Here is a 25,922-nt window from a genome sequence, read left to right on the forward strand (position 1 = left end):
CTACGTTAGCCGGATGCGCGGATCAACAAAGGCGGTCAGCAAGTCGGCCGCAAGGTTACTGAGGAGGACGAGAATGGCAGAGAACATCAGCAGCCCCATCACCACCGGGTAGTCCTGATAGCCGAGACTATCGAGGAACAGCCGGCCCATCCCCGGCCACGTGAAGACCGTTTCGGTGACAAGTGCCCCACCAAGCAGCGTGGGGACCTGCAACCCGGCCAGCGTGATCATGGGCAACAGGGCGTTGCCCACCACATGTTTCATCAGCACGCGTCGGGGCGTCATGCCTTTTGCCTTGGCTGTGCGGACAAAATCTTGATTGATGACATCAAGCGTAGCCGTTCGCATGTACCGGCTCCAGACCGCTACATCGACCAGAGCCAGAACCATGGCAGGCATAATGAGATGGATGGCATAATCCAAGAACGATCCATTACCGATCGTGTACATATTGCCCGCCGGCAGCCATCCGAGTTTCAGCGAGAAAATGTAAATCGCCACGAGACCAAACCAGAAGGTCGGGATCGAGAGCGCCACCATAGCACCGACGGTCGCGGCATAGTCGAAGAGCGAATAGCGCTTGGTCGCGCCCTTGATGCCGACCCATGTACCGACCGTCACGGAGATGACGGTTGCTGTTCCCATCAAGAGCAGTGTGGCGCCAAAATGCCCGCCAATGACATCGAGGACCGGCCGGCTGTCACGGAAGGATCGGCCCCAGTCGCCGCGCAGCAGGCGCCAGGCCCAGTCCGCATATTGGACAATCAACGGCCGGTCGAGGCCCATTTGCACAGCAATCCGGTCAAGGTCTGCCTGACTCATGCCGGGCGTCAGCGCAAATTGTGACAATGGTCCGCCTGGGGCGAGGTTGAGAACGGCAAAGCCGATCATGGATACCAGCACCAGCAGCACGAGGCTTTGGCCGAGCCTGCTGAGAATGTAGCGGGTCATGGCATGGATCTCCAATAAAGTGGTCTGGGCACAGACTTGACCGGCGTCCGGTCAGCCCCAAGCTGGGGGCCGGAGCTGATCTCCGGCCCCCTCGCCCTACGCCTGTTCCCAGTACCAGGTACCGACATTCCAGGAATCGATGCGGTTGTTCACGTTTGGCGTGAAGCCGACCATGCCCTTCTTGTGGCCCCGGACTGTCGCGTATTGAAAGATCGGCAAAAGCGGCAGATCGTTGCGGATGACCTCCTGGATCTTCAGGTATGCCTTCTTGCGTTCTTCTGGAATAAAGACACGCCCGCCCTCTGCGAGCAGCCGATCGACTTCCGGATTGGAATATTGCGAGGTGTTCTGGCCCGCGCCACCCTTGGCGTTAATGGACGTCGACAGGAAGTAATCCGATGTGTCGGGATCCGGTCCGGTAAGGAAATTGATACCGACCACGACAGAATCGAATTTCGACTGCATCCAGTATTCACCCCACATGACAGCAGGCGGCAGATTGGAGATCGTCATCTCAACGCCGATATCCTTGAAGGATTGCTGCATATACTGCTGAACCTGTTCGCGGATGTGGTTGCCGGCTGTTGTCGAATTGGAGAAGGAAAGGCGCACGCCATCCTTGGCGCGGATACCGTCCTCACCCGGTTTCCAACCGGCATCATCCAGCAGTTTCTTGGCCTTTTCGATATCAAACTCATGCTTGGGCAGATCCGGATTAAAATAGAAGGACTGTTGCGGCATGTAGGTCTCCGTTGGTGCCGGCAAACCATAGTAGAGCGCATCGATGATGGTCGTCTTGTCCAGCGCATGGTAGAGCGCCTGGCGCACCGCAATGTCCTTAAACTGCGGCCTTTCCATATTGAATGTGACGGATTCGACGGTGGCGCCGGGGACGACCACCACGTCTTTGCCCTCCAAGGCCTTGGCCTCATCATAGTGATCGGGCGTGATCCACTGCAGACCCGTCACGTCGATGTCGCCGGTCTTGAACTGGGTGTAAAGGACGGTAAGGTCCGGAATATATTTGTAAATCAGCCGTTCGAGATAAGGACCGTCACCGTAATAGTCTGTATTGGCGGCAAGTTCGATATGATCACCGGCGACACGTTCGACCCATTTGAACGGTCCGGTCCCGACCGGTGCATTGTTGAACGGCGCAGCGTTGCGATCGGCTTCCGGTTCCAAAATATGCTTGGGCACGATAAAGGTGGCCGCGAGGATCGAGGGATAGGGCGCATAGGGTTTATCCATGCGCCAGGTAATTTCGGTCGGTGATACGACCTTGAGGTCGCGTACCAGGTCGTGACCTGCGCGCCTGCCACTGCGAAAATTCGGATCGACCACCAGTTCAAGCGTGAATTTGACGTCTTCGGCGGTGAAAGGTTTGCCGTCATGCCATTTCACGCCATCGCGCAGCTTGACTTTCCAATTGAGGCCGTCAGCCGAAATACCCCCGTTTTCGACACTCGGTACTTCGGCTGCAAGTGCGGGGGTGAATTTGCCTTCCGGATCAACATTGAAGAGCGGATCAAAGACACTGAAGTGAATCCCCTCATCCACCTCGATATGCAACATATGTGGATTGAAGACGGTCGGCTCCTGCGAAAAGCCGATGATGACCTGGCCTTTGGGTGCAGATGGCGGTGCGGCATAAGCCTTGTCACGGCCGAAAATCCCCGGCATGACCAGCCCAGATGCCCCCACCAAACCCATCAGGGTGAGAGTCTGGCGCCGGGTGGGACGAAGAATGGAATTTTGATGCTTATCGGACATTGTCATTTCCCTTCATTATTGGTTTGTTCAATGTTCAGGTCTGCATGCGTGTCTGCCCCTTTGCGGCAGATCATTCTTTGGTGGCGCGGCTCCTCAACCGTGCTGTTTGTCAAAACCCGCTGATCGGCTGCACCTTTGAGCCATCGCTGAAACGGGAAAATCGGAAATCGGCCGGGTCAACGACGGGCGAACGGCCAGTAACAAGATCGGCCATGAGGCGGCCGGCCGCCGGGCCAATACCAAACCCGTGACCTGAAAAACCCGTGGCAATATAAAATCCCGGAATCTGGTCCACGGCGGAAATCACCGGCACCGCATCGGGCGTCACATCAATATATCCGGCCCAGCGTTGCGCAATCTGTGCCTGATTGAAGACAGGGAAGGCAGATTTCAGATTGTCGAAAGCCCGGCTGGACATATCGAGCGAAGGTCTTGGATCAAGGACCCGGTTGTATTCGAACGGGCTGGCCTCATCCATATTCCAGCGGGTCGCCATACGCATTTCATCAAAGAAGCGCCCGCCAAGGCGAAACGACAATGAACGCCATTCCATTTTGAGCGCCGGCAGGAACCGGAATGCATAGCGGAATGATTTCGGCACGATATCGACAATATTCTCGTGGCCCGATGCGATGGTATAGCCACCATCTTGTCGCTTGCGTATCGCAAAATCCTTGGACCAGATGGCGGATTCAGGACCACCCTCCAAGGGTTGTGTCCGCATTACGGTGTTCATAACCTTCAGCTGTGGCAGATCGATATCGTAACGGCCGCAAAAAAGATTGGACCAGGCACCGCCAGCCAATACGACAGAATCGCACGCGATGCGGCCACGCTCGGTAACAACGCCGGACACCTTTCCTGCCGCAGTTTCAACGCCACGCACAGCACATTCGGTGAGGATCGCCGCTCCCTTTTCGCGCGCAGCCTCCGCCACGGCCGGCGCGGCCTTTTGTGGCTCGGCCCGACCATCGGCGGGCGTATAGAGCGCGCCTTTCAGTTTCATGTTGCCCCCGGGCAAGAGATCCTGAAGCTCCTTGCCGCTCAGCATGCGGCTCTCGAGCTGATATCCGTGGAGATTCCTGCCCCAGCGTTCATGCTCGTCATAGGACTTTTCGTCCGGACAGGTGAACAGGATGCCGGCGCGCTTATAGCCCGTGTCGCGGCCCAGCCTCTGGTCAAGCCCGGACCAAATGCGCAAAGCCTCTGCCATCAGCGGCACTTCACGTGGATCGCGGCGTGAGATGCGCACCCAACCCCAGTTGCGGCTCGATTGTTCCTGGCCAATGCCACCCTTTTCGCACAAAGCCACCCTGTGACCGCGTTCAGCCAGCTCCAAAGCCGTGGAAGTGCCGATGATGCCGCCGCCAATCACAACCACATCGACTTTTTCCGGCAGGTTTTCATCACCGTGAACACGAACGACATAGGGACCGGGCATTTAATAGGTTTCCTCTAATTGGCAGTTGATTGTGAATTCGGCAACGCTCGCCTCATTGGGAAGATCGAGCAACATTGCGGTGATACGAGCAATGTCGGCGGGATTGGTCATCAGACTGTCTTGGCGGCTGGTCAGGCTGCGCGCCATGTCCGTTGCGACAAATCCAGGACAAACGGCGGTGGCCCGAATGCCAAGATCCCAGCCCGTGTGGCGAAGGCCATGGGCCAGCGCCACGGCCGCAAATTTGGAGACGGAATAGAGACTGGTACGCGCGGATTTCACACGTTTTCCCGACAGCGAGCCGAGGACGATGATGCGGCCCCGGCCGCTCTTGCTGAGCGCGTCCCAAGCCGCGGCAGCCAACCGCCGCGGCGCCTTTACATTCACCGCCAACAGTGCATCAAGATCGGCGTCTTCAGCTTCGATCACATTTTTTGCGATCATGATCCCGGCATTGGCAACGACCGCATCGATGCGGCCGAACCGTGTCAGCGCCTGCGCGACCCATTGTGCCTCCACTGCAGTATCGTTCGCGTCATAAGCGACGACCTGAACCAGATCGGGGTCAGCCCAGTCCGGCATTTGTGGGTTTCGCATGCCAAGCGAAAGCCGCCATCCTGCATCGCCGAGAAAGCGGGCAATCGCGTCGCCTATACCCCGATTGGCTCCTGATAGGAGAGCCACACGTTCTTCTGCCATACCTTGCTCCTGGCATTCATTTCATTCCCACCATTTTCCGGTACGCCCGGCGCAGAATATCCATGAGTTGCGCTTGCTCTTCTTCCACAATGAAAGAAAAGAAGTCGTTCGACTGCTTCGTCACGATCGGCCTGATTTTTGCCGCCAGTTCAGCACCTTTGGCCGTAACAAACAGCTCGTGTGCCCGCCGCTCTCTTGCCGACGTTTGCCGAACGAGCAGGTCGTGATCGATCATCTGATCAATAAGGCGCCCCATCGCAGAGCGATCCTTCATGATGATCTGTGCGATGACCGATGGTCGTATGCCCGGATGGCTGTCGACCAGAAGCAGCGTGGTAATCTTGCCTGTGCCCCGGGCAACATCAAGGCCATCCAACCGCGCATCGAGATCGCGCGAAACGGCAATGTTCATGGTGCGGATATAAAAGCTCAACGTATTCTCGAGCACGTCAAGATTGACATGTTCGATCGACGTTGGCTTTGGTCCGCCATCAGACATTGTGGCAAACTCCTTCCACTCCTGGCTCGAGGGGCCCAAGCAGGTTCCGGATAGATCGTTATGCAGCTTTCAATTTCCATGGTTCGGCAAATAGTGGACAAATGCAACTATTATTTTGCCTCGGGCTATGCGAATGCGATCAAAAAATAAATTTGCCCGTTTTGGAGGCAAATCCTCGGCAAAACGGGCACAATATCAGCGTTCAAAGCGCAAAGATCAGGCGGCGGGTTCCCACTCGTGTCCGGGGATAGCCGAGACCAGCTTGCGCGTGTAGGGGTGTCCGGGATTGCGAAAGATCTGCGAGGGAGGACCGAATTCCACGATCTCGCCGCGATACATCACGGCAATGTCGTCGCAAATCTGGCTCGCTACACGCAGGTCATGGGTAATAAAGACCATCGCTACGTTCAGCAGCTTCTGGATCTGTGTCAATAGTTCAAGGATCTGTGCCTGGATGGATACGTCTAGAGCCGAGACCGCCTCGTCGGCAACAAGCAAGACGGGGTCGAACATCAAAGCGCGAGCAATACCAATGCGCTGACGCTGGCCGCCGGAAAACTCGTGCGGATAGCGATCGTAGGCGCCTTCATCGAGCCCGACGAGCTTAAGCAGTCGCACCGCCTTGGCCCTGGCCTCAACGCCGCTGGTTCCATGCGCCATCGGGCCAACCACGAGGATTTGACCGATGGTGTGGCGCGGGTTGAGCGAGGCGAATGGATCCTGAAAAATCATCTGAATGTAGGGGCGCAATGACCGGAACTCGTTCGGTGAGAGCGGCGCTATGTCCTGTCCATTGAACAAGATCTTGCCGCCATCAGCATCCATCAGTTTGAGCAGGACACGTCCAAGTGACGATTTGCCCGAACCCGACTCGCCGACAATACCAAGTGTGCGGCCCTTGCGGATGGTGAAACTCACATCATTGACCGCATGCACAATGCGACCCTTTGAAAAGAACCCACCACCACTTTTGTAGATCTTGTTGAGTTTCTGCACGTCAAGCACGACCGGTGCTTGTGCATTGCTCGCCCTGTCCTCGTCGCGCATGCGGGGTACAGCTGCCGTCAAGCGCTGAGTGTAAGGATGGGTAGGATGATTGAGAACGTCAAAAGCCTTGCCCTGTTCGACGATCCTGCCTTTTTCCATGACCACCACCCGATCCGCGATCTCGGCCACGACACCAAAATCATGGGTAATGAACATCACGCTCATGTTCTTGTTGCGCTGGATCTTGCGGATCAGTTCAAGGATTTGCGCTTGTGTCGTCACATCCAGGGCAGTCGTCGGTTCATCTGCGATCAGCACGTCCGGTCCCAACGCCAAGGCTATTGCAATCATGACGCGCTGGCGCTGCCCACCTGAGAGGCGAAAGGGATATTGATGTTGCATGAGCATGGGGTCAGGAAGACCCACTTCCTCGAGCAAATCGAGCACAGCTTTCCTGCGGCTCTCCGGTGTCCCCACCTTGTGAACTTCCATCACTTCGGCAATCTGGTCACCGACCGTCATCAGCGGATTAAGGGCGGAAAGCGGGTCCTGGAATATAATCGAGACCGCGCGACCGCGCAGTTCGCGCACTTCGGTCTCTTTCGCTTTGAGGATGTCCACACCCTTGAAACGGATTGCGCCTGCGCTGGCGCGAATGGATGATGGCAAGAGCCCCATTATGGCATTGGCCGTGACGGATTTGCCGGACCCGGATTCACCAATGATGCAAAGGATTTCTCCCGCTTGCAGATCAAAGGAGATGTCCTCGACGGCATACCGTCGCTCCATGCCCTTTGGCAGATCGATGGAAAGGTTTTCAACGGCAAGAATTGCGTTTCTGTCAATTTCGGTGCTTCGTTGAATGTCGCTCATCATCACAAAGTGACCTCTCATTGCCAAGCCGATACGGCTACCCTTCCATCTAACGCTTGTAATTTCAAGCAAGAAGCAGGCCAAGTTCGATCCACTCCAACATGCATCGGTGATCGCTTTTTGCGCCGACGAATCATTTTCGTCGGCGCCTGGGGCCCGGTGAAGCGAGCGGAATGGCTGGGCCTGTGCTCTCGTTTCGCCAAGGGTGTTTTGAGGCGCTGGCCAGAAATGATCGCCTCCCTTCAAAACAGCGTCTACCTTCGATTAAATAGTTTGTCATATAAAGGCTGAAATGCGAGGTCGCACAATGCCTGATTCCAAGCCGTCCCTGATACCCCGACTATTCCTGTTCAAGGCGGTTTTGCCTATTGTTGCGATTGCGATCGCCGTGTTCTGCGGCGTGTTCATGCTGCTCACCTGGTCCAGTCGCATGACTGACCAGATCGCTGTCGAACGACAAGAGAGCCTCATCGCCCTGGTTTTGTCTCAGGCGCAGTTCTCGATCGCGCATGATCAGGAAAGCGCGACCGTATGGGATGATGCTGTCCGCCAGGTCAAAGGGTCGGATAATTCGGAGTGGCTTAACAACAATCTCGGCGGATGGATGACCAAATATTTTGGTCACGATTTGATTTATATCCTCGACCCAAACGATGAGGCGCGATTTGCTTTTGCCGCTGGCCAAATTGTCGAGCGCGCGACATATCAGTCTGTCAGGTCCAACGTGGCGCCACTGGCCGCAAAACTCAGAGGTCTGCTGCGGGGACCAGCCCAAGGCGAGCTCGGTGCGCGCGTATTAAGCGCCAGTGCGTCAGAGATCTCGACCCTTGGCGGCAGGCCTGCAATTGTCAGCGTCAAGCCCGTCATCTCTGACACCGGCGACATCAAACAGACTGTAGAAGAGACCTACTTGCATGTTTCCATCCGTTATCTCGATAAAAGCTTTATCGCCGATCTTGAGCGGAACTATCTTTTCTCCGGCCTGCGCTATTCCGCCCACAACGTATTGCAACCCGGCGAATACAGCTATCCGCTTCACTCGTCCGCTGGAGACTCGATGGGGTACTTTATCTGGAGCCCTTATCGTCCCGGCTCAACGGTCATGGCGCAAATCGCACCGTCCTTCATAGGCATCGCGGCGGTGATGCTGGGCCTTGTGGTCACCCTTGTTGCGATCCTGCGGCGGCGGTCTGCGAAATTACGCGCCAGCGAAGAGAGGTTGAATTTTCTCGCACTGCATGATTCCCTGACTGGTCTGCCGAACCGGGCACACTTCAATGACAGGCTTGATGCGTCATTGTCGAACATCAAGAACGCCTCGGTGGCAGTGCTTTATCTTGATCTCGATCGGTTCAAGCAGGTCAATGACACGCTCGGGCATCCGGTCGGTGACGAACTTATCCGGCAATTCACCCAGCGCATCAAAAACATCATCGATCAGAAGAACTTCATGGCTCGGGTCGGCGGTGATGAATTCACCATCATTGTCAGCGACTGCGTACCACTTTCGGCGATCGAGACGCTTTGCGAGAAAATGATTACCGTCGTCCGGCATCCCTTCGACATCGATGGAAATCACATTTTCGTCGGTGTGAGCATCGGGGTCGCAATTTCCCCTCAACATGGCACAAATGGAGAAGAACTTATTAGAAAAGCCGACATTGCGCTTTATCACGCCAAAACGGCGGGGCGAAGCCGATTTGCGGTGTTTGGCAAAGAGATGGACGCAATGCTTCAGCAGCGCCGCACATTGGAACGCGAGTTACGCGAGGCAATGAAGTCGGATGTCCAGATACAGGTTCACTATCAGCCGCTTTATTCCGCCAAAGAAGGGCGCCTCACGGGAGTTGAAGCTCTCCTGCGCTGGCAGCATCCGGAACGGGGTTGGATTTCACCGGATATATTCATTCCCATTGCAGAAGAAGCCGGCTTGATCGAGGCGCTGGGCGAATTTGTCCTGCGACAGGCCTGCCTGGAATCAAGGTCATGGCCAATCCAGACCCTTGCAGTAAACGTGTCAGCAGTGGAACTGAGAAATCCCGCCTATGCCATGCGCGTTGCAAAATTGTTGCTGACAATTGGAGTGGACCCTCGCCGGCTGGAGCTTGAGGTTACCGAAAGCGCCCTTATGGACAGCACCGGCCATTGTGAACACAATATCCGGGCACTTCGTGCATTGGGCGTGACCATCGCGCTGGATGATTTTGGCACGGGTTTCTCGTCACTTGGAAGACTGCAGCAGCTTGAGGTCGACCGTATCAAGATCGATCGAAGCTTTGTTCAGGGCTTCGGCCGCTCAGCCAATGACGAAGAAATTGTCAGAGCCATTGTTGACCTCGCCCACGCGAAAGGTCTTCGCACAACAGCAGAAGGCGTGGAGACAACCGAGCAAAGCGACTATCTCCGCCACATTGGGTGCGATGATCTCCAGGGATTTCTTCTGTCCCGCCCTGTGCCCGTCGTGGAAATCGAACGTTTGCTTGGTGTGTCAGATTTGCTCGTTGTGGATGTTGAAGCGCCGGCAAACCGTGCCAAGACCCCTTGAGTGATGCGAACCGCCGCCACAGACCATCTTCCCTCAGAGACCACGGGCAGAAGAAGCCCTGGTGCTTGAGGCACTCAGCCGACTGCGTTGGTCGCAAGTGCAGGCAAGAAGAGAGGCTTCGATCCGCAGCAGAGAAATATCGAACCTGTAAAGCGGCCGATCAACTGGCGATGCAGATGATCGAGGCACTCAATAGGTTTTGGGATTCAACACGCCCGCTGCCGTTGATGAGCGCAGTGCGCGGCTAATCTTCAGGTCACAATATTCAGGACCGGGCAATCGGAACCAACATTTTGGTTTCGATCTGCCCCGCGACCGAAAATACGACAAGTTCGGTGTTCTGTCCGATCTTGTCGCCCCCCATCAATCTGACAATGTCATCAACGCCGCCGACCGGCTTGCCATCGATCGCAAGAACATAGTCGCCCTCCCGCAGGCCGCCACGCTCGGCAGGCCCGCCGGGTTCCACGCGTCTGACGCGCACTGACGTCGTTTGTGCAGTGCCTGCTTGAAGAGCGATTTTGCGCGCTAGCTCAATAGTATCACCGGCGATACCGATGAACGCACGCCTGACCTGGCCAAAGCGGAGTATTTCTGAAACGACAAAGTTCGCCGTATTGGAAGCCACCGCAAATGCGATGCTTTGCGCACCTTGAATAACGGCTGTGTTAACGCCGATGACCTCACCGTTCGAAGACACCAATGGCCCCCCGGAATTGCCGGGGTTAAGGGCTGCATCAGTCTGGATAACATCCTCCATGAGGCGCCCGCTCGCAGCTCGCATTGAGCGCCCGAGCGCCGAAACAATACCAGCGGTTACCGTCCATTCAAAACCGAGCGGATTGCCGATCGCAATGGCAATATGGCCCCTTCGAAGGCGCCTGGAGTCTGCGAGCCGAGCCCAGGCTCCAATGCTCGAGTCGGCCCGAATGAGAGCAATGTCCGTATCTACGTCACGCCCTAGAACCCGTCCTTCAGTGACAAATCCATCCGGTGCGGTAATGCGCGCAATTTTTGCATCGCCGACGACATGGTTGTTCGTCACAATCAGCCCGTCGGGCGAGATGGCAAAGCCGGAACCATGTCCGGCTCTCCCGCCAACTCGTTCGATCCGGCTCACCGCTGGTCCAACGACGTCGACCGCACTTGCAATGGCCTGAGAATATGCATCCGTCAGCGCACCGTCATCTGCGGGCGCGATGTCTTTGTCTATGTAACCCATCATCCGATCCTTGAAACGGCGGCGCCGTCGCCGCTGCCGCCGGCGGACCGACTACTGTGGCATCCATACCGTTGTGATGTTTCTGTCCTTAGATGGATGGGCGTCAGGTGGCTTTCAAGGCGCTGCGCGGACACCGGCATTGATCGCCAGTTTGTCGTTGGATTGGCAAGCCAGACTACTTTCCAATCGACTGCTCCTGAAGTTCTTCGCCCACCAGGCAATTATAGGGCTTGTATTGCACCAGTCGCATTTGCTGCCCCCGACCTTCGGTTAACTTCAGACCTGAAATCTCAATAAGGAGCTTCTTGCGAATTGCCTGCGGAAACTGGGTGATGTCGGTAACGGGCAGGATAAATGCCCCTTCTCCGCCGATGACGCATTTTTCGTAGTAGACATCGATTTCCGCAAACGACACCGAACCAGGAGGGCCCTTCAACACGATCGGGAGGCCGTCGATGACGATCCCCTCAGCGACTGCAGCATTGCGGGCAACGGGCACGGGTGCCCCGGCATTGTTGGGTCCATCCCCGGATACATCGATTATGCGGCGGCTGGCCCGAAATCCGTTGGATCGAAAAAGCGCTCTTGCAAACGCCAACGCGTTTGAGATCGATGTAAAGGATATCCGTCTGACGGGTTGACGTTGCAACGCGTCGGCAAATCGGGCCGCAGATTCTGGACTGTCAATCAAGCTCCACGGAACGACCTGAACTGCTGACCCACCCCACTCGATATAGGTTACTGCAACCTTGCCAAGCGCGCCCCCACGCAAGGCATTGACAATCTCGGGGCTTCGGAATGCCGCCACGTAGCCCTGACGTTGAACTTGCTGCTCTTCGACATCCATCGAATAGGAGACATCAACGGCGATAACCAGCTCGAGGTCTACGGCCAAAGGGTATTGTTGGGCAAAAGTAATCCCGCCTAAAGCACAAAAGGAGCTAATAACCGCCCACTGCAGTCTCATTTTTGCTCCCTGCGACCTTAACCAGTAAAGCCGTTAACATGGCGACACATCAACTGTCCCAGACCCAGTCCGTTGGCAGCCAGCGAAACCCCATACCGTCTTTCACCACGTGACCAACGCCAGGAAACGGATAGTGATATCCGGCGACCAACAGCCTGTCGTTTGCCGCCCGGTCCAACAAGGCCCGGCGCGTTTTGGCCCCTTTGTCGGGGTCATGGTCCCACTTGATGTGCCATTCCGGTTTGTCAAATGTGATATGGATGCTCGGTGCGGCATCCCCGGTAATCAAAAGCTGCTCGTTTGCGGAAGCTACCAGCAGCGAAATATGGCCTTGCGTGTGCCCTGCCGTATCGAGAACAGTTACACCCGTAACCACATCGGTTCCTGTCTTGATCGGATGCACACGGTCGCCAAGTGCCGCGAACACCTTTTTTACCGCTGGCGCGGTCTCGGCCGCCCATTTTGGCAGTTTGGACGCCGCATCTGGTGAATTCCACAGGTCCAGCTCGATTTCGGAAAGCACCAGTTCGGCGTTGGGAAACTGCTTGGCCGGATCCGCCCCAAACCCGCCTATATGATCGGGGTGGCAATGCGTGAGCACAATCGTGTCAATCGAATCGGGTGTGATGCCCGCCGCTGCGAAGGTTTTGGCCACACGCCCCGCGTGAACCGCCCAGCCCGTACTTCGCCCAAGGCCGGTATCGATCAGGATACGTTTCTCCCCGGTATCGATCAGCAGCGGACTGGCCTGAAGCCGGAACACATCCGCTGCGATGTAGTGCGCGTCAAAGTATGCCTTCTTCTCGTCCGCTTGGACATTCGTTGCAATGCTGTCCGTAGGCAAGAAGAACACCCCATCGCAGAGCGCTGTAATGTGGAACGCACCAAGGGTGAACGAATAGTGGCCTGGCGATGCTTGGATCGGGCCGGCAGCTGCCGAGGCGAATTCTGGGATTTCCAGGGCTGAAACAACGGTTCCAGCGACTGCGGCCTTCAAGAAAGCCCGCCTATTTGTTGCCAACATGGTGACCTCTCTTTCGAAAAGTCCGCCCAATCCCCACTTGTTTAATCCTGACACTGAAATTTACCACGAACAGGGGCGCTGGGCGATCTAATTCGACCAACGCAAATGTCCACTTGGCGCAGCCTAAAGGAAACCTTATCATTCCCGGCTTCGTTGCAGATATTGGAATTTCCATCATTTATTGAACGAGAAATCTGTCAAACAGAGTGATCCATGTCCCGAACCTTGATCATTATCGGTCTTGTTATCGTTGCGATCGGTATTGTCTGGCCATGGCTCGCACGCGTTGGCTTCGGCAGACTTCCCGGTGACATTCTGATCCAGCGTGGGAACTTTACTATTTATATCCCGATTGCCACGGGTTTGCTTTTCAGTATCGTGCTCTCGTTGCTGCTTTGGCTGGTCAATCGTTAAAAGGCTAAGGGGGAGGATGTGCCATTGGGGTTCGCGCGACCTGAGATGTCTTGCCGCCAGGATTGTATTGATGCGCCTAGGTCCGGGAAACAGTCCGCGGTCCCTCACCAGACGTCAGCGGTAATCGTCGCCTCTATTTTTGACCGCTATTTGGGGACGTGGGTTGTTCTTGGGCAGTTGCCGCCCGGGCGGCCTTGTTAGCCCATGTTTCTGATGAAGGGTATGCCTTCACCACCCTGAGCATCGCTCCTGGCCTTGTTCAATAGTGCTTCTTTTTCTTTCCGCCGAAGATTCACGATCGTTTTGAGTGCGCTTCTGGAAATCCGAAAGCGGCCACAACCAGGACAGACAAATTCGGCAAAATCGCCATGAGCGGGCGATACTTCTTCAGCCGGTTCCTCTGAGATCGGGCAATGGTTTGACAGAATCATGGTTCCTCCCTTGCGACACTATCATTGTCGCCGTGCACAAGCAGCAGCCTAAAGACGGGTTGTAACGGTCAACCGCCAAGGGGTACGGTCTCCCTTAAAGACAATGACCGCTGATCGACATCCCGCGTTGAAAAAACCGTGTCCGCCCAACGTTGAGGGGAGTGCGGTTTTCCACGCATCATTCCCTCCGGGTTATGGTCAACGCTCGTGGATAAAGATACTCGACTTTACATCATTAAGAGTCCAGTCCGCCAGCTTAAGACTGTCGGCGCGATTAACCTTGGCAGATCTCCCGGCCGGTGTGCGTGAAAGAAACCAACGAAGTAACCGATTCATACAAAAATGGAAGTGTTTCGAAAGCGAGCGTATGTGGAGGAGTCCTTGTCGTCGCATCTTGATGGTCGGCTTGACCATTCGCGGGGCCGGCGTCATTGTGGACGGCGAGTTGCTGTTCGCTAGCCAGTCAAGAACGGTCGGTGGAAATGGATTTTCGCAACGCCATCGATGAATCGCTGACCTGGGCCAGCGGGTGGTTCGACTACCCTGCAACGCCCTGGTTTTTTTATCAGATCGCCATCATCGTTGCCCTTTTCCTCGCGGCGAAGCTCGCGGCGCAGCGCATCGAACCACTGGCGGAAAACCGGGCACGCCAGATTAAGGGGCATCCTGGAGTGTTAAGGGTCGTCGTTGCCTTGTTGCGGCGCACTGACTGGATACTTTTCACGGTCTTCCTGCTTGCCGTGCTCATTGTTATGCGCAGCATCACCTGGCCAAGTCGAACCCATTTCATCTCTATCGCGCTCTCACTATCCCTCGCCTGGCTGTTTGCGTCAGTGCTATCGCGCATCATCCGCAACCGGCTCGTCGCCCACACCCTCGGCTGGCTTACCTGGGTCTATGCGGCCCTTGTGATCCTCGGCATCAATGACGACACGGCAGCTTTTCTCGACAGTCTGGCAATACCCCTGGGCGCGGTTCGCCTGTCGGCTCTCATGGTGCTTAAAGCGGCACTGCTGCTGATCGCGACCGTTTGGCTTGCCGTCGTCGCCGGGAATTATATCGATGAGCGCGTCCAAAACTCGCAAGAGCTGACACCATCGATCCGCGTCCTCGTTGGTAAGATCGCAAAGATCGGCCTTGTGTTGGTGGCTGGTGCTTTCGCTCTTTCTTCCGTCGGTGTTGACCTGACGGCTCTGACCGTATTTTCCGGCGCAATCGGCGTCGGTCTGGGCTTCGGGATGCAAAAGGTGGTTTCAAATTTCGTCTCCGGCGTGATTATCCTTCTCGACAAGTCAATCAAGCCGGGTGACACGATTTCGCTGGAGGGAACCTTCGGCTGGATACGCGAATTACGGGCGCGGTTTGTCTCAGTGGTAACGCGCGATGGCCGCGAATACCTCATCCCGAACGAAGACTTCATCACCCAAAGGGTCATCAATTGGTCGTTCAGCGACAATCTCGTACGGCTCGACGTGAATTTTGGGGTTTCTTATGATGCCGACCCGCATAAGGTCAGCGAGCTCGCGATTGAGGCCGCCATGAGCGTCGCCCGGGTGGAAGCGGAGAGGCGTCCAGTCTGTTGGCTGACGGACTTTGGAGAATCCTCGCTCGATTTCGTCCTGCGTTTCTGGATCCGCGACCCTCAACAAGGTCTGACCAACGTGCGTGGCAAGGTGCTACTGGCGCTGTGGGACATATTCAAGCAGAACGGAATAAGCATCCCTTATCCGCATCGCGAAATTATAATGCAGCGGGATGAACGCGTTGGCAGATCAAACCGGCGGCCATAGCGCTTCGAAAGCCTCGAAAAGTGCTTTTTTTAGGAATGAGCGTGCTCCTGTTCGCGCGCCCGATACAAAGCGTCAATTGCCGTCTGGATCTCCACCAGGTTTTTGAGGGGCCCCGGGTTCGCACCATTTTGCGCAATCTGCAGGATCTCCTGACGACGCGAGGATATCAACTCCTTTATCGCCGCGTCGATTTCCCTGACGTGCTGTTCTGCCATTTGGATTCTCCGAAACTGTTGAAGTCGTCATGTGCAGCCGGGGGAAGTCGAAGTCAACCAAACAGTCATGGCAGTGGAGATCCTGGAGCTGACGCGGCGACACTTTGTCCTTTCGCGATCCAGTATCCTTGCGCATCTTCCGCCCAAATGGCAGATGTATCGCCGAGGTCTGGACCGGCCCCTGCTGCCGCTCGATCAAGCGCTGACCGGCCATGATTTTCCGGTGCGCTTGATTCAGTGAAAACCACTGTGCACGATCTACCTCTGAAATCTCTCGAACAGATAATGATGTGCAACTGGGGTTGTAGACGTCTGTGAGCGTCACTCTCCACCCTTGCCTGCCGATCAATTTCTAGAACGGCGGGCAAGCTGCAGCTTTTTCTCAGCCGAAGAGATAAGGCGCTCAAGTCACAAGGCTTGCTTCAAGTCGATCCGGTGGAGAAATACCAATTGCCTTCGTTCATTGGTGAAGTCGAGAAATCCAGGCCGGAAGGCCCGGCCGAACTAACGCACGACCGGGTAAAAGGCTACTTTGTAGCGTGAATAATTATCGTTCCCAACGATACTTTAGGCGCGTCCGCGCCAATGTGTGCGGCATTTTGTGCAATCCACTCCTTGGCCATGCGGACGCTCTCTTCGATGCCGGCTTTGTCCTCGCAAACGGTCATCGACAGGCCACCATCGCTCTCACTACTGCGTGCCAGGGTGTAACTCACAAAGCCTGTTGTTGAACGCAAAAGCTCTTCAATCTCTGACTTTCTCTCTTCCAGCAGTGAAAACAGCTCTTTCGCGCCCTTACCTGAATAAGTTCTTACAACGACATCCATGATGGATTCTCCTCTGCTCAGCCGGTCTTTGTGTGAACGTGCATTCTGGAGAGCATCGATCCGAACCAACGGTTCCGGTCTTGCTGACCGACTTCGCAGTATAGTCCTGCCATCGACCGAAGACGACGCAATAAAAGACATTAGTCTGACCCGGGAAGGATTGCTGCCGCCTCCCTTGCGCTCTTGTTGGAAAACGCCTTTGCCCAAGCAATCCAGGCGCTGCTGAGGTTCACTTACGCCGCTGCACAGTTCCGGCGTAGTTGTTTGCGCGGACGCCATGATGGATGTTCCGGCCACAATCAGCGCAATCAGAGCCCACAGCAGGTTCATAGGAATTCCCCACCCGGATTGATGCAATCGATCGGTGCGTGGGGGAGGAATGCAACTTGTATTTCTGCAGAAACCTATCCCCAGATTGCAGTACAGCGGCGATGGCTGCCGTTAATGCTGCCCGACCGGCCCACCGGCCATGCCTGCCAATGTCCATCATGACGTGGTCCAAGCTTTCGCGGATAGTTATAGTTGCAGCTCGCAACCCCAATTGCTGCTGCCAGAAGGCTAACTACGATCGACGCGTACGGAATGAGATTTGTAATTTCTGCGCTCAATTCTATACCGTCCCCTATGACGTTGATTGCCTTGCTCGAAGCGGACTACAAGGTCCCATGGGAGGACCGTTGGGCTGTGTGCTTGACGCCGTTGGCAGCAAACAAAGGGAGCCCGGGCTACCCTGGGAGCGCTTCCAGTCGGATCTCGGCCAAAGCCCTGAACTCTCCATCCGGATATTTTTTGAGATAGGCTTCGAACATTGCCCGGAGTTCCGTGTCCTTGATGGAGTTCCAGAACTCGAGTTCAATGGCGCGATCCTCGGATGAAGATTGTTCGGACGGGGACGGATTGGCCAGGCGGGCCTGAGCCAAAGCTGCAAAGTCACCCTTCGGATACTGCGCCAGATAGGCTTGGTATTCCGACGGATCATCGCTGGCCTGTACCGACTGCCAGAATGCAAGTTCGACGGCATCGGCGCTGGCCGCGACGGGCGGACCTTGGTCAATTGCCAGGTGAACGCCCTCTTTCGACGCCGAGGACCCTCCTTGCGGCAATTCAGCGGTTCCATCCGGCTCGAAACAGACGCGAAATACACGCACCGGACGAACAATGTTTTTGACGTGATGCTCACCGAGGTCCTCGAACTCATAATCCATACGGTCACGCAGGTGATCCCGCACACCCCGCGTTACACAGATGCCACCCGGCTCAGCAATCGACTCGAGGCGCGCGGCAACATTGACGCCGTCGCCGAAGATGCTTCCATCCTTGACCATGACATCGCCGACGTTGATCCCGATCCGCAATAACATTCTGCTCTCGTCTGGTAGGTCTGCATTTGCCTTGGCCAGCGCCTGTTGAATGGATACGGCGCAATGAACAGCGTCGACGACGCTTGCGAACTCCGCCAATACGCTGTCGCCGGCAGTGCCGGAGATTTCCCCGCGACCGGCCGAGATGAGCGCGTCGATGATACTGCGATGGGCGGACAACGTCGCAAGGGTTTGCTCCTCATCCTCGTGCATGAGGCGCGAGTAGCCTTCGACATCGGCAGCCATAATGGCCACCAGCTTGCGCTCAAGAGGAGGGGCTTCGACCGTGGGCATATTTTATGCGCTCCTTGGCTTACTCATTCATGTTATTGGCCAGCCCGAAATGGCGGCTTTCAATCGTGAACACGCCGGCACGCAAGTCTATTCATGATGCCGGCCGATGTGATTAACGCTCCAAGGGAATATTGGTTTGCCATCGCAATTTGGGCTGGTGCGGCGTTGGGCGGTTTCGGCGCAAGTGGCATGGAACCAAGAGGAACCCGGTTCGGTGGAACATTAGTCAAGACCACCCGTTGAGATCCATTCGCTGCATTCCGTTGCGGAACTCCCTGAGGACACGAACATGGCTGAGAAGACTTTAGAAACGCTGTTTCATGAAACGCTCAAAGACATTTATTACGCCGAGCGGAAAATCCTGAAGGCACTACCGAAAATGATGAAAGCTGCGACTTCGCCCGATTTGAAAGCCGCATTCGAAAAACACCGCAACGAGACCGAGGGCCACGTCGAACGTTTGCAGCAGGTTTTCGAGATATCTGGCAAGCGCGCCCAGGGCAAAACTTGCGACGCTATCGAGGGCATCATATCCGAGGGCGAGGAAATCATGGATGACTTCAAAGGTCAGCCTGCACTCGATGCCGGCCTCGCCTCTGCGGCGCAGGCCGTCGAACACTACGAAATAGCCCGCTATGGAACCTTGGCGAGATGGGCCGGTGAACTTGGCATGGCAGACGCCCAGAAGTTACTGATCACAACTATGCGCGAGGAAGAGGCCACAGACAAAGCGCTAACCACACTTGCAGAAAACAAACTCAACCCCACAGCAAAAGCGGCATAATCGAACAGTTCGGAAAGCTCCGACCCGCTTTCCGGACTTCGATCAATCAAGACAGACCTCCGCCTCCCTTGAATCACTCGCGAAGATTGCGAGTAGAAAGTAGTTTCCATGGATCCCGTTCAATTAATTGTAGTGGTCGTTTTCGATCAAGGCGATGCAGGCGAACTGTTTCCAGTCGGCGAACCCCTGCAGTTTGAAACTGCAGAGCGAGCGGTTCGTGCCGCTAAGGACCTGGCATCCATGCATGCTGGGGTAATTGCTTGGAGCCGCGAGGCCAGACCGGACGTGGGCGAGTATGGTCAACCAACTGTGCTCTACACCGCTGGCGAAGTTTTGCAGATGGAATAGGGTTCCGTTGCAAACTTTCCATCAATGATATCCGTGCGATTGAAACGCTTCAGCGTCGAACCGGGAAATCGCGATGTTCAAGGGCCGCCATTTTGATCGATCTGTAATCCTGCTTTGTGTGCGATGGTATCTGGCCTACAATCTTAGCCTTCGAAACCTGAAAGAGATGATGGCTGAACGCGGCATCGAGCTCGATCATTCGACGATCCATCGCTGGGCCATTTATTTCAGCCCTCGACTACTTGAGCGCTTCAATCGCAGAAAGCGCACCGTTACCCGTAAATGGAATTTCGACGAGACCTACATACGGGTAAAGGGAGAATGGATGTACCTCTACCGGGCCATTGACGGCAACGGGGATACCGTCGAGTTCTACTTCAGCAAAGATCGTGATCTGAAGGCGGCGAAACGCTTTATTTGCAAGGCTTTGGCGCGACATAGACGACCGGATTGTATCACGATTGACGGCAGTCAGACCAATCGGTTGGCGATCGTTCAATGTGATACGGAGAGCCAATTAAAGGGCCAGGGAATAGAGCGCGGCAGACGCATTGCCATCCGCTCGAGCAAATACCGGAACAACGGCATTGAGCAGGATCACCGTCGTGTCAAAAGACGCATCCGGTCCATGCTGGGTTTCAAGTCAGAAGCTTCAGCCAGCATCACCCTGGCAGGGATTGAACTGGTTCATATGATGCGCAAGCAGCAAGGCCTGTTTGCCTACAGCCGCGTACTTACTCTCAAAGAGCAGTTCGAGGCAGTCGCAGCCTGAAATGTATCCTGATGTAGGGTGTTCCCTAGCCAATTTCAGAATTTGCAACACAGTCCGAAAAAGAGCGTCAAGTCGGCAAATACTCCTTCGACTTGTATGTCATCTGCTTCACATACGCCGGGGCGTCCGAGATTTTCCGAATGTTGGCCCAGGTCTGCTTGTGGCGTCTTTCACCAGATCGGTACGCTTCTTGTAAGGGCCGTCCCGCGAACTCGGCCTGAAACGAGCGCATCGACCATGTTTACTCTGCGGATACGGTACGTGATTGTGCGATGATCGTCCCATTCAGTTCAAAATCGTCGATCAGGCATCCGGGATGATTGTGTTGAGGCACGGATTGCAAGCGCGTTGAAGCAATCCTGTCGGAATGCAGCCGCGATTCAACCGAAATTTGGCCTGCTCCATCATGGCCCTGGCCTCGGAAATGTCGATCCCATCCCGCACCATCACCAAACGAATTATTGGCTCCCTCAAAAGCTCGTCCAGGGTCGGCTCTTCGTTGGTCATCATATCAGGCCTCCTTTCTGAATCTTGACGATATCTTAGCGGTACCCGATGACGGTGGTGAGTCAGCAATGTGACAAGAACGTGCATCGACGCTACTACATTGCTGGCGGCAACGCAGATGTCATGGACTAGAGAGCGCACTCATTGACTGAGGAACGGGGGGCATTTTTAAAATGCATGTGTCCAGATCATCCGGAAAAGAGATCGATCATCTGCCTGGCGACCGCGTTCTCCCGCCGTGGAACCTTTTTTGCTGAGATGCATTTTCAAACTGCCGGGATGCGTGAGCGAGTTCACAACCATCTCGACAGGGCCCAGCATCATCTACGTCTCCGTAAGTGATCTGGGCCCACTGCTATGGGCTGCTTTAGGCCCGCTCTTCGAAACTCGTGGATGGGAGTCGCTCATGATTGCGCGCTTGCTCTTTGTGGCCGTTCTCGCGCTGACGGCAGTGGCGTTTCCGACGCGTGGGGAGACCAAGTCGCGTTCCGCATCCGGGGACAACGTACCTGTTGCGACAACCTCCGCAACGACACCACGAAATGGAGCCGCGGCGGCAAGGCAACCACAACAAAAGGCAGGACGGTATTTCATAGAGTTCCGCTCCCGCTATGCGCTTACCTACGGCCATACCTACGTGATTTTTGGGCGTCTGGACAAGTCGGGCAAGATGATCGATCGCGACGTGGCTGGCCTCCACCCGGCCTCGAATAGCGCCGTCCCCTACGTTCTTGGACATTACATCCCGGTGCCGGCCGAGACCGGAGCGAGCGACGGCGACCTTGACGACCGGTACAGGTCGGCGAGCTGGCGCGTCATGCTCAGCGAAGCCGAATACAGGCAAGTCGTCGCGTACATACGCAAGCTCCAGGCACGTACTCATTTCTGGCAAGCAACCGTCAACAATTGCAATGCCTTCGTGGGGAACATCGCGCGCTCCATGGGGTACAAAACGCCGGGCATCTGGCTGCGCCCGCGAAACTATGTAATCAAGCTTCGAGGCATGAACGGTGGGCCGAATGCGATCGGGTACACCGGGCCTCCAGGCTAAATTTTGGCGAAGGGCGTGTCTGAGCGTCTGTTCGCCGGAGCGGACCGCCAGATCGGACTTGTGGCGCGAAACGCCTGCCTGCGATGTTTGGGTTCAAAATCCAGTTCGACAAGGATATGGTGAATTCGATCTTTCCAAAAAATAACCCCAGCGGCTGTGCACAGCCGCTGGGGTCTTGCAATTGAAGGTGACTGGCGTCAGCATTTCCTCGGAGCCGCTGATGCCAATCGGTTGCCCCGGGGCTCACTTAATCTCGGTTACCGTGAGCTTGCCGTTGACCTTCTCGGCAACAAACTCGATCGATGAGCCCTGTTTTGCCTTGGCAAGTAGAGTATCGTCGCTGACAACGAACACCATGGTCATTGCTGGCATATCCAAACCTTTGAGCTCCTCATGCTTGATGGTGATTTTCTTTTGCTTGAGATCGATCTTCTTCACCTCGCCTTTGGTGAATTCGGCTGCCATTGAGACAGTCGAAATTGCAGCTGCGGCAAGTGCGATCAATACGGTCTTGATGATGGATTTCATATCGGTTTCCTCTATCGACGGATGATTATGGAGCGACGGTGATGTCACCCTTCATGCCGGCCTCGTAGTGTCCGGGAATCAGGCAAGCGAAGCCGAATTCTCCGGCATTGGCGAAAGTCCAGATGATTTCGCCGCTGCCCCCGGCGGCAAGGCGGATGGAGTTGGGGTCGGCATGTTCCATTTCCGGGAATTTCTGCATGAGAGCCTTATGTTCCTGAATGCCTCCGTAGCGGTCCATGACGAACTCATGGTCGGTTTCGCCCGTATTTTTGAATTTGAGGCGGATGGTTTCTCCCTTTTTGACCTTCAATACCGCCGGCTCGAACACCATCGAGCCGTCGTCCTTCTCCTTCATCGAAATGGTGACGGTACGTTTTACCGCTGCCCTGGTGCCGGGCTTGCCGATTTCCATGACATCATGGCCTCCGGCGTGATTGCCGGCAGCGAATGCGGGAGTGACGGCTATTGTCGTCATAAAGGCGAATACCAATTTCAATTCAGTTTTCATGCTTCGGTCTCCATTTGATTGTTGATGCAGTTTCCTCACCCCTTGTGCCCTTGGGTGTGCTTGGTTGTGTCAGGCGTTTGGGTTTCAGGCCCCAGGGCCTTTTCGGGCGTTGGCAGGTCACCAGTCCATTCGTAGGCAACGGTGCCCTCCGGATGCTGGTACCATCCGGGATCCGCGTAATCCTTCGCGGAGATGCCTTCGCGAACCTTGACGACCGAGAACATGCCGCCCATCTCGATCGGACCGAATTGTCCGGTTCCGGTCATCATTGGTATCGTGTTGTCGGGCAAGGGCATTTCCATTTCGCCCATATCCGCCATGCCGCGATTGCCCATGGGCATGTATTCCGGCTGTACCTTGCGGATTTTTTCCGCGAGTTTCGACTTGTCGACACCGATAAAGGTCGGCACGTCATGTCCCATGGCGTTCATCGTGTGGTGCGACTTGTGGCAATGAACCGCCCAGTCGCCGGCATGAACGGCATCAAACTCATAGGCCCGCATGGCACCGACAGGAATATCGATCGATACTTCCGGCCAGCGGGCTTCGGGACGAACCCAGCCGCCATCCGTACAGGTCACTTCAAAGTCGTAGCCGTGCATGTGAATCGGATGGTTGGTCATCGTCAGATTGCCGACCCTCACGCGCACCCGATCGTTTTTTGCAACAACCAAGGGGTCGATGGCTGGAAAAATCCGGCTGTTCCAGCTCCAGATATTGAAGTCGGTCATTTCCATGACGCGCGGAACATAGGAGCCGGGGTCAATGTCATAGGCGTTGAGCAGGAAAACAAAATCCCTGTCGACGCGCATGAACTTGGGGTCTTTCGGATGGATGACGAAAAAGCCCATCATCCCCATCGCCATCTGCACCATCTCGTCGGCGTGCGGGTGGTACATGAAGGTGCCGCTCTTCACGAGATCGAACTCGTAGACGAAGGTCTTGCCTGAGGGGATGCCGGGCTGCGTCAGTCCGACAACACCGTCCATGCCGGATGGCAGGATCATGCCGTGCCAGTGGACACTCGTATGTTCGGGCAGTTTGTTGGTGACAAAGATGCGGACGCGGTCTCCTTCCACCGCTTCGATCGTCGGACCCGGCGACTGCCCGTTGTAGCCCCACAGATAACCGGTCATGCCGGGTGCAAACTCCCGCTCCACGGATTCCGCCACCAGATGAAACTCCTTCACGCCATTGTTCATACGGTGCGGCAGTGTCCAGCCGTTGAGCGTGGCGACGGGTTGGTAATCCGGACCTGAAGTCGGAAACAGCGGTGGCTGCGTTTCCGGCGCTTGCATGGTCGGCGCGTCGGGCAGGCCCATGGCCGATGTTTTGGTCCAGGCGGAGGCACCTGCAAGAACGGCACCCGCGCCCAAAAGTTGGCGTCTTGATAACATTGTCGGCTCCTTGTTCATTCTTCGCCCGCCTCCGCCTCGGCGCTGGCGACTTCGGTCTCGCCGCTTCCACCGCCGGAACCGCCGCCATAGACCGCGGTCCCGAGGTTGACTTCGGCCAGATAGAATTCGCGCTTGGCATTGAGGGATAAAATGTTGGAAGTGATCTTGGCGCGCGTATCGGCCAGAAGTTCAAAGGTGTTGGTGATCATGCCGTTATAGGTAAGAACTGATTCTTCCTCGATTTTCGCCCGCAGCGGCAGGACGCTGTTGCGGTAATGCCGCGCAATGTCGTAGGTGGACCGATAGGCCTGGTAGGCGGAGCGCGTCTCGGAGCGGACATTGACCGCCTTTTCGGCGAGCAGATTTGCCGCCCGCATATAGGCCAGTTCCGCCTTGCGCATACGCGCCTTTCCGGTGTCGAAGATCGGGATGGTGAATTCCAATTCGGCCGCACCCGAAACCACGTCCTTCTTGTCACCTTCCTCTTCTTCTTGTTCGACTTCCACGCCGCCCATGAGCTGCAGATCGCTGACGTATCGCGTCGCGTTGGTGAGGCCGTAGGATTTCGCGGTCGCTTCAAGTTCAAGTTTTGCCACGTCAAGATCGACCCGATTGCGCAGTGCTTCCGCCTCTAGGCCGGACTTGTTCTTCGGTCCCTTTGGCAATGCGGGAAGAGCGTTGGGGACGCTGTAATCCACATCCTGCCCCCACAGTCCCATCAGCCGGGTCAGCTCTTCCTTGGCAAGCCGTGCATTGAGGCGCGCCTTTGCGGTTTCTCCGGTGAGTTCGGCATTGAACACATGTTCGCGCGCTTGCCCGGTTTTGGAGAATGCCCCGGTTTCCCCGAGTTTTTGCGCAAGGTCCGATGCTGCATCTGCGGCCACTTGCGAACGGTTGAGATAGGATACCGTTTCCCACGCCGACACGGCATTGATCCACGCGCGCCGCGTGTCAGCCGCGACTCTCAGGGTTTCTTGCGCCGCCTTGAACTGCGCCTGCCGGAACCGGGCATCGGCGACGCCGACGCGTCTGGATTGTGTCATCAGTGCGAGGATGTTGCCCGTGATCGCCGTTTCGATAATGCGGCCGATACCGATGGAACTGTAGCTGACGGACGCCGTTGGATTGACGGGCATCGTTTCCTGCCAGACATCGGCAGCCGAAAGTCCAATCTCGGCGTAGGCTGCCTGCAGACCCCGGTTGTTCAGCAAAGCCACCTGGACGGCCGTGTCGGCTCCGATCGTCTTCTTGTAGACGAGCGAACGGGTCCGGTCGGCCATTGCTCTGGTTTCGGCCTGTGATTGCGCCCAGACCGCTTGCTTGCCGATCGCGCCCGAAGTCCTGCCTTGAACCGTGCTGAACCCGGTGACGGGATCCGAAATCGCGGCCGTCGTATCCGGCGTCACACAACCCGAGATCACCAGAGGGCTGGCAACTGCGACGACAATTTTCAAAGCCGCCAGCCTCATGAATCTTCTCCCTTCGGAGCAAGGTCTTCGTTGAGCTGTTTCCAGTTCTTCGGATCGACGGGTTCGCGGTGCTGATAGGAACCCAACACCGAACGGTAGTGGCCCGAAGTTGTGCCAAACGATGGGTTGGCGGCCGGCACGGTTGCCATGTCGGCAAGCCGTGATGATGCAGTGCATCCAGCGCCAACCAGCGCCGATGCCACCGCAAGTAATGCAGCGATTTTCATGCTCTAACCTGATTTGAA

Annotated in this window: 26 protein-coding genes; 7 read left to right on the forward strand and 19 right to left on the reverse strand. The window is 56.0% G+C overall.

The window, feature by feature from the left end; all coding sequences use genetic code 11:
• From CU103_RS10550 to CU103_RS10575, 6 genes are all read right to left on the reverse strand, one after another.
• Positions 1 to 951, reverse strand: coding sequence for an ABC transporter permease (locus CU103_RS10550; protein WP_106663837.1), 951 nt, complete (start codon positions 949 to 951; stop codon positions 1 to 3).
• Between the two features lie 96 nt (positions 952 to 1,047).
• Positions 1,048 to 2,724 (reverse strand): peptide ABC transporter substrate-binding protein, encoded by a 1,677-nt coding sequence (locus tag CU103_RS10555; RefSeq protein WP_106663838.1) that lies wholly within the window; start codon positions 2,722 to 2,724, stop codon positions 1,048 to 1,050.
• Between the two features lie 109 nt (positions 2,725 to 2,833).
• Positions 2,834 to 4,165: an NAD(P)/FAD-dependent oxidoreductase gene (locus CU103_RS10560; RefSeq protein WP_106663839.1), complete on the reverse strand. Its 1,332-nt coding sequence runs from the start codon at positions 4,163 to 4,165 to the stop codon at positions 2,834 to 2,836.
• On the reverse strand, positions 4,166 to 4,864 hold the full coding sequence (locus tag CU103_RS10565; RefSeq protein ID WP_106663840.1) for an SDR family NAD(P)-dependent oxidoreductase: 699 nt from the start codon (positions 4,862 to 4,864) through the stop codon (positions 4,166 to 4,168).
• Positions 4,865 to 4,880: 16 nt separating this feature from the next.
• Positions 4,881 to 5,363 carry a MarR family winged helix-turn-helix transcriptional regulator gene (locus tag CU103_RS10570; RefSeq protein ID WP_106663841.1) on the reverse strand — a complete coding sequence of 161 codons (483 nt, stop codon included), beginning with the start codon at positions 5,361 to 5,363 and terminating at the stop codon, positions 4,881 to 4,883.
• 216 nt (positions 5,364 to 5,579) lie between these two features.
• Complete coding sequence (locus CU103_RS10575; RefSeq protein WP_146147783.1) at positions 5,580 to 7,223, reverse strand: ABC transporter ATP-binding protein; 1,644 nt, start codon at positions 7,221 to 7,223, stop codon at positions 5,580 to 5,582.
• Between the two features lie 307 nt (positions 7,224 to 7,530).
• Between CU103_RS10575 and CU103_RS10580 the strand changes: the two genes are divergently transcribed.
• Entirely contained in the window at positions 7,531 to 9,768 is a 2,238-nt protein-coding gene (locus tag CU103_RS10580; protein ID WP_106663842.1) for a putative bifunctional diguanylate cyclase/phosphodiesterase, read from the forward strand.
• Between the two features lie 265 nt (positions 9,769 to 10,033).
• Here CU103_RS10580 and CU103_RS10585 read toward each other — a convergent pair whose 3' ends face one another.
• From CU103_RS10585 to CU103_RS10595, 3 genes are all read right to left on the reverse strand, one after another.
• The gene (locus CU103_RS10585; RefSeq protein ID WP_106663952.1) at positions 10,034 to 10,990 is read right to left on the reverse strand and encodes a S1C family serine protease; all 957 of its coding nucleotides are present in this window, start codon (positions 10,988 to 10,990) and stop codon (positions 10,034 to 10,036) included.
• 175 nt (positions 10,991 to 11,165) lie between these two features.
• On the reverse strand, positions 11,166 to 11,957 hold the full coding sequence (locus CU103_RS10590) for a DUF1194 domain-containing protein (RefSeq protein ID WP_106663843.1): 792 nt from the start codon (positions 11,955 to 11,957) through the stop codon (positions 11,166 to 11,168).
• A gap of 49 nt (positions 11,958 to 12,006) precedes the next feature.
• On the reverse strand, positions 12,007 to 12,981 hold the full coding sequence (locus tag CU103_RS10595; RefSeq protein ID WP_106663844.1) for an MBL fold metallo-hydrolase: 975 nt from the start codon (positions 12,979 to 12,981) through the stop codon (positions 12,007 to 12,009).
• Between the two features lie 213 nt (positions 12,982 to 13,194).
• Between CU103_RS10595 and CU103_RS10600 the strand changes: the two genes are divergently transcribed.
• Positions 13,195 to 13,395: a DUF2905 domain-containing protein gene (locus CU103_RS10600; protein ID WP_106663845.1), complete on the forward strand. Its 201-nt coding sequence runs from the start codon at positions 13,195 to 13,197 to the stop codon at positions 13,393 to 13,395.
• Positions 13,396 to 13,592: 197 nt separating this feature from the next.
• Here the strand turns inward: CU103_RS10600 and CU103_RS10605 are convergent, their stop codons facing one another.
• Positions 13,593 to 13,826: a hypothetical protein gene (locus CU103_RS10605; RefSeq protein WP_106663846.1), complete on the reverse strand. Its 234-nt coding sequence runs from the start codon at positions 13,824 to 13,826 to the stop codon at positions 13,593 to 13,595.
• A 482-nt stretch (positions 13,827 to 14,308) separates the two neighbouring features.
• Here CU103_RS10605 and CU103_RS10610 point away from each other — a divergent pair, with 482 nt between their 5' ends.
• A complete protein-coding gene (locus tag CU103_RS10610) occupies positions 14,309 to 15,616 on the forward strand; it encodes a mechanosensitive ion channel family protein (RefSeq protein WP_106663847.1) in 1,308 nt (435 codons plus the stop codon).
• A 29-nt stretch (positions 15,617 to 15,645) separates the two neighbouring features.
• Here CU103_RS10610 and CU103_RS10615 read toward each other — a convergent pair whose 3' ends face one another.
• From CU103_RS10615 to CU103_RS10630, 3 genes are all read right to left on the reverse strand, one after another.
• Positions 15,646 to 15,831 carry a hypothetical protein gene (locus tag CU103_RS10615; RefSeq protein WP_106663848.1) on the reverse strand — a complete coding sequence of 62 codons (186 nt, stop codon included), beginning with the start codon at positions 15,829 to 15,831 and terminating at the stop codon, positions 15,646 to 15,648.
• Positions 15,832 to 16,358: 527 nt separating this feature from the next.
• Positions 16,359 to 16,988, reverse strand: a complete 630-nt coding sequence (locus CU103_RS32010) for a hypothetical protein (RefSeq protein ID WP_245448705.1) — start codon at positions 16,986 to 16,988, stop codon at positions 16,359 to 16,361.
• Between the two features lie 395 nt (positions 16,989 to 17,383).
• A complete protein-coding gene (locus CU103_RS10630) occupies positions 17,384 to 18,313 on the reverse strand; it encodes an adenylate/guanylate cyclase domain-containing protein (protein WP_106663850.1) in 930 nt (309 codons plus the stop codon).
• Between the two features lie 289 nt (positions 18,314 to 18,602).
• On the opposite strand from CU103_RS10630, the gene CU103_RS10635 reads away from it, so the two are divergent.
• The 3 genes from CU103_RS10635 (at position 18,603) to CU103_RS10645 (ending at position 20,217) form a co-directional block, all read left to right on the forward strand.
• A complete protein-coding gene (locus tag CU103_RS10635) occupies positions 18,603 to 19,097 on the forward strand; it encodes a YciE/YciF ferroxidase family protein (protein WP_106663851.1) in 495 nt (164 codons plus the stop codon).
• A gap of 108 nt (positions 19,098 to 19,205) precedes the next feature.
• A complete protein-coding gene (locus CU103_RS10640) occupies positions 19,206 to 19,445 on the forward strand; it encodes a hypothetical protein (RefSeq protein WP_106663852.1) in 240 nt (79 codons plus the stop codon).
• A 73-nt stretch (positions 19,446 to 19,518) separates the two neighbouring features.
• On the forward strand, positions 19,519 to 20,217 hold the full coding sequence (locus CU103_RS10645) for an IS6 family transposase (RefSeq protein WP_106663853.1): 699 nt from the start codon (positions 19,519 to 19,521) through the stop codon (positions 20,215 to 20,217).
• Positions 20,218 to 20,520: 303 nt separating this feature from the next.
• Here the strand turns inward: CU103_RS10645 and CU103_RS10650 are convergent, their stop codons facing one another.
• On the reverse strand, positions 20,521 to 20,727 hold the full coding sequence (locus CU103_RS10650) for a hypothetical protein (RefSeq protein ID WP_106663854.1): 207 nt from the start codon (positions 20,725 to 20,727) through the stop codon (positions 20,521 to 20,523).
• A 403-nt stretch (positions 20,728 to 21,130) separates the two neighbouring features.
• On the opposite strand from CU103_RS10650, the gene CU103_RS10655 reads away from it, so the two are divergent.
• A complete protein-coding gene (locus CU103_RS10655; RefSeq protein WP_106663855.1) occupies positions 21,131 to 21,775 on the forward strand; it encodes a hypothetical protein in 645 nt (214 codons plus the stop codon).
• Positions 21,776 to 22,018: 243 nt separating this feature from the next.
• Here CU103_RS10655 and CU103_RS10660 read toward each other — a convergent pair whose 3' ends face one another.
• Genes CU103_RS10660 through CU103_RS10680 form a run of 5 tightly spaced genes read right to left on the reverse strand, consistent with a single transcriptional unit; the run spans position 22,019 to position 25,904 of the window.
• Entirely contained in the window at positions 22,019 to 22,303 is a 285-nt protein-coding gene (locus CU103_RS10660; protein WP_106663856.1) for a copper-binding protein, read from the reverse strand.
• Positions 22,304 to 22,328: 25 nt separating this feature from the next.
• Entirely contained in the window at positions 22,329 to 22,811 is a 483-nt protein-coding gene (locus CU103_RS10665) for a cupredoxin domain-containing protein (protein ID WP_106663857.1), read from the reverse strand.
• Positions 22,812 to 22,846: 35 nt separating this feature from the next.
• The gene (locus CU103_RS10670; RefSeq protein ID WP_106663954.1) at positions 22,847 to 24,208 is read right to left on the reverse strand and encodes a multicopper oxidase family protein; all 1,362 of its coding nucleotides are present in this window, start codon (positions 24,206 to 24,208) and stop codon (positions 22,847 to 22,849) included.
• Positions 24,209 to 24,222: 14 nt separating this feature from the next.
• Positions 24,223 to 25,677, reverse strand: coding sequence for a TolC family protein (locus CU103_RS10675; protein WP_106663858.1), 1,455 nt, complete (start codon positions 25,675 to 25,677; stop codon positions 24,223 to 24,225).
• Complete coding sequence (locus CU103_RS10680; protein WP_106663859.1) at positions 25,674 to 25,904, reverse strand: hypothetical protein; 231 nt, start codon at positions 25,902 to 25,904, stop codon at positions 25,674 to 25,676. Before CU103_RS10680 ends, CU103_RS10675 begins: the two co-directional genes overlap by 4 nt.
• Positions 25,905 to 25,922: the final 18 nt, after the last annotated feature.

Origin of the sequence: Phyllobacterium sophorae (assembly GCF_003010965.1) — a bacterium.
In the GTDB taxonomy this organism is placed as follows: Bacteria; Pseudomonadota; Alphaproteobacteria; order Rhizobiales; family Rhizobiaceae; genus Phyllobacterium; species Phyllobacterium sophorae.

Bases quoted from the DNA above. Each gene is read 5' to 3' on its own strand.
- CU103_RS10550 (WP_106663837.1), bottom strand. From the start codon at position 951: ATGACCCGCTACATTCTCAGCAGGCTCGGCCAAAGCCTCGTGCTGCTG.
- CU103_RS10555 (WP_106663838.1), bottom strand. From the start codon at position 2,724: ATGTCCGATAAGCATCAAAATTCCATTCTTCGTCCCACCCGGCGCCAG.
- CU103_RS10560 (WP_106663839.1), bottom strand. From the start codon at position 4,165: ATGCCCGGTCCCTATGTCGTTCGTGTTCACGGTGATGAAAACCTGCCG.
- CU103_RS10565 (WP_106663840.1), bottom strand. From the start codon at position 4,864: ATGGCAGAAGAACGTGTGGCTCTCCTATCAGGAGCCAATCGGGGTATA.
- CU103_RS10570 (WP_106663841.1), bottom strand. From the start codon at position 5,363: ATGTCTGATGGCGGACCAAAGCCAACGTCGATCGAACATGTCAATCTT.
- CU103_RS10575 (WP_146147783.1), bottom strand. From the start codon at position 7,223: ATGAGCGACATTCAACGAAGCACCGAAATTGACAGAAACGCAATTCTT.
- CU103_RS10580 (WP_106663842.1), top strand. From the start codon at position 7,531: ATGCCTGATTCCAAGCCGTCCCTGATACCCCGACTATTCCTGTTCAAG.
- CU103_RS10585 (WP_106663952.1), bottom strand. From the start codon at position 10,990: ATGGGTTACATAGACAAAGACATCGCGCCCGCAGATGACGGTGCGCTG.
- CU103_RS10590 (WP_106663843.1), bottom strand. From the start codon at position 11,957: ATGAGACTGCAGTGGGCGGTTATTAGCTCCTTTTGTGCTTTAGGCGGG.
- CU103_RS10595 (WP_106663844.1), bottom strand. From the start codon at position 12,981: ATGTTGGCAACAAATAGGCGGGCTTTCTTGAAGGCCGCAGTCGCTGGA.
- CU103_RS10600 (WP_106663845.1), top strand. From the start codon at position 13,195: ATGTCCCGAACCTTGATCATTATCGGTCTTGTTATCGTTGCGATCGGT.
- CU103_RS10605 (WP_106663846.1), bottom strand. From the start codon at position 13,826: ATGATTCTGTCAAACCATTGCCCGATCTCAGAGGAACCGGCTGAAGAA.
- CU103_RS10610 (WP_106663847.1), top strand. From the start codon at position 14,309: ATGGATTTTCGCAACGCCATCGATGAATCGCTGACCTGGGCCAGCGGG.
- CU103_RS10615 (WP_106663848.1), bottom strand. From the start codon at position 15,831: ATGGCAGAACAGCACGTCAGGGAAATCGACGCGGCGATAAAGGAGTTG.
- CU103_RS32010 (WP_245448705.1), bottom strand. From the start codon at position 16,988: ATGAACCTGCTGTGGGCTCTGATTGCGCTGATTGTGGCCGGAACATCC.
- CU103_RS10630 (WP_106663850.1), bottom strand. From the start codon at position 18,313: ATGCCCACGGTCGAAGCCCCTCCTCTTGAGCGCAAGCTGGTGGCCATT.
- CU103_RS10635 (WP_106663851.1), top strand. From the start codon at position 18,603: ATGGCTGAGAAGACTTTAGAAACGCTGTTTCATGAAACGCTCAAAGAC.
- CU103_RS10640 (WP_106663852.1), top strand. From the start codon at position 19,206: ATGGATCCCGTTCAATTAATTGTAGTGGTCGTTTTCGATCAAGGCGAT.
- CU103_RS10645 (WP_106663853.1), top strand. From the start codon at position 19,519: ATGTTCAAGGGCCGCCATTTTGATCGATCTGTAATCCTGCTTTGTGTG.
- CU103_RS10650 (WP_106663854.1), bottom strand. From the start codon at position 20,727: ATGATGACCAACGAAGAGCCGACCCTGGACGAGCTTTTGAGGGAGCCA.
- CU103_RS10655 (WP_106663855.1), top strand. From the start codon at position 21,131: ATGATTGCGCGCTTGCTCTTTGTGGCCGTTCTCGCGCTGACGGCAGTG.
- CU103_RS10660 (WP_106663856.1), bottom strand. From the start codon at position 22,303: ATGAAATCCATCATCAAGACCGTATTGATCGCACTTGCCGCAGCTGCA.
- CU103_RS10665 (WP_106663857.1), bottom strand. From the start codon at position 22,811: ATGAAAACTGAATTGAAATTGGTATTCGCCTTTATGACGACAATAGCC.
- CU103_RS10670 (WP_106663954.1), bottom strand. From the start codon at position 24,208: ATGTTATCAAGACGCCAACTTTTGGGCGCGGGTGCCGTTCTTGCAGGT.
- CU103_RS10675 (WP_106663858.1), bottom strand. From the start codon at position 25,677: ATGAGGCTGGCGGCTTTGAAAATTGTCGTCGCAGTTGCCAGCCCTCTG.
- CU103_RS10680 (WP_106663859.1), bottom strand. From the start codon at position 25,904: ATGAAAATCGCTGCATTACTTGCGGTGGCATCGGCGCTGGTTGGCGCT.